The organism is Pseudomonas sp. 05N434, assembly GCF_056396965.1.
Genome location: NZ_JBFTMK010000684.1, coordinates 1 through 2,266 on the forward strand (window position 1 = coordinate 1; position 2,266 = coordinate 2,266).

Annotated in this window: 3 protein-coding genes; all 3 read left to right on the forward strand. The window is 58.2% G+C overall.

Annotated elements, in window-relative coordinates; genetic code table 11:
- Nucleotides 1–240, forward strand: a 240-nt coding sequence (locus AC1DLB_RS28015; RefSeq protein WP_477786086.1) for a DUF350 domain-containing protein, incomplete at its 5' end; no start/stop codon positions are given.
- Nucleotides 241–259: 19 nt separating this feature from the next.
- Nucleotides 260–988 (forward strand): DUF1190 domain-containing protein, encoded by a 729-nt coding sequence (locus AC1DLB_RS28020; RefSeq protein WP_477744627.1) that lies wholly within the window; start codon nt 260–262, stop codon nt 986–988.
- Between the two features lie 12 nt (nt 989–1,000).
- Nucleotides 1,001–2,158: a glutathionylspermidine synthase family protein gene (locus AC1DLB_RS28025; RefSeq protein WP_086945160.1), complete on the forward strand. Its 1,158-nt coding sequence runs from the start codon at nt 1,001–1,003 to the stop codon at nt 2,156–2,158.
- Nucleotides 2,159–2,266: the final 108 nt, after the last annotated feature.

A 2,266-nucleotide genomic window follows, 5' to 3' on the forward strand; every position in this document is an offset into this window, starting at 1 on the left:
GGATTCGCCATTCCGGCCAGCAATGTGATCGCCTACTCGATCAGCATTCTGGACTTCGTCGTCTGGGCGGTGATCGCCGCTTTCGTACAACTGCTGGCGTTCCTGGTGACCAGCCTGGTGCTCAAAGGCGCCTCTGAACGCATCAAGAAAGGCGAAATCGCTGCGGGTATCTATGTCGCGGCAGTGGCCATCAGCGTCGGCATGTTGAACGCCGCGTGCATGACCCCTTCCCAGAACTGATTGCGCCACGGAGATTGCGATGAAACGAAGCAAGTACGTTCAGCTCTCGCTGGCGGCATCGGTCGCCATGGCCATATCAGGCTGCGGGCCGACGGAAAAAACCTACGAGATACACAAAAAGTACAATTTCCAGTCCGTTCAGCAATGCGCCGATGAAAAGCTCCCGGTCGACATCTGTTCTGACGCTTATATGAAGGCCATGGCCCAGCATCGAAGCATTGCGCCGGTGTACGACAACCAGGCTGATTGCAACGCCGACTTTGTCGCCGACTGGTGCCAGCAGGATTCCGCCGGCAAATTCATCCCCAAGCTCGGTGGTTTCGAGCTGAGTGCCGATGGCGAGGTGACGCAGTCCGAAGTGGACGCGGCCAAGGCTAAATTGCCCGCATCGGAAGCGAATGCCGCAGGGTCGGGTTTCTCCGGCAGTAGCCTGCTGACAGGGCTGCTGATCGGCAACATGCTCAGCAGCAACCGCAACAGCTACTACTCCGAACCGGTCTACCGCTATCGCGATGATCGCGGTGACTACTCGTCCTCGACACTCAGTCAGCGGGTATCGTCAGGTTCAACCTTCAACAGGTCCAATCAGGCGCGCTACGGCAGCAGTGGCAGTTACACCGACACCATCACTCGCAGCAAGCCGGTGTCCGTTGCATCGTCCACTTCCCGCGGCGGGTTCGGCAGCCAGGCCAGCGCACGCAGTGGCTGGGGTGGATCAGGCAAGAGCTTTGGCGGTTCGAGTAGCTAAGGGAACAAGGCCATGAAGAAAATCCTCTGCGCAGAGCGTCATGACTGGAAACAGACCGCCGAAAGCCTCGGCTTCCTGTTCCATACCATCGACGACGAACCCTATTGGGACGAGAGCGCGTACTACCAGTTCACGCTCAAGCAGATCGAGAACGACCTCGAAGACCCGACCACCGAAGTTCATGAGATGTGCATGGACCTGGTGGCGCGAGTGGTGCAAAGCGAAGAGTTGTTGGAGCGCCTGAGCATCCCCGCGCCGTTCTTCGACATGGTTCGCACTTCATGGCTCGAAGGCCACCCGCACCTGTATGGGCGCATGGACTTCTCCTACAACGGCAGCGGGCCAGCCAAGCTGCTGGAACTCAACTACGACACGCCGACCAGCCTGTATGAGGCCGCGGCGTTTCAGTGGGGCTGGCTGGAACAATGCATCGAGCGTGGCTTGCTGCCCAGGCACGCCGACCAGTTCAACAGCATCGACACCAAGCTGCATCAGGCTTTTGCCCAACTGCAGCTCAAACAGCCCTTCTATTTCGCCTCGATGAAAGACTCGGTCGAAGACAAGGGCACCACCGATTACCTGCGCCTGGTCGCGGAAAAGGTCGGCATCGAATCGCGGCACATCGACATCGAAGACATTGGCCTCACCAGTGACGGACGTTTCGTCGACCTCGAGGATCGCTGGATCCCTCACCTGTTCAAACTGCATGCCTGGGAGTTCATCTTCCACGAACCCTTCGGCGCTGCAATTGCCCAGAGCGACACGCAGTTTTTCGAACCACCCTGGAAATCCATCATCTCCAACAAGGGCATCCTGCCGCTGCTGTGGGAGTTCAACCAAGGTCACCCGAACCTGCTCGCGGCGCACCTGGACTCCGACCCGAGTAAAGCGGTGCCCAAAGGTTGGGTGCGCAAGCCATTCTTCTCACGGGAAGGCGCGAACATTGAGCTGCAAACTGCCGATGGCCTGATCGTAAAAGAGGACGGCCCCTACACTGATGCGCCGTTTATCCTTCAGGAGTTTGCCCCGCTGCCGAAATTTGGCGACAGCTACACGCTGATCGGCTCCTGGGTGATCGGGGATCAGGCGGCTGGCATCGGCGTGCGTGAGGACAACAGCTTGATTACCAAGGATTCGAGCCGGTTCTTGCCGCATCTGATACTCGACTGAGCCCTCCATCGCCCACTAAAAAGGACTGGTGTCGACATATCGTCAGACACCTACAAGACTTACTGCGCAAATGCCGGATAATGGCGGCCATTCGTTTAGCCGTTATTC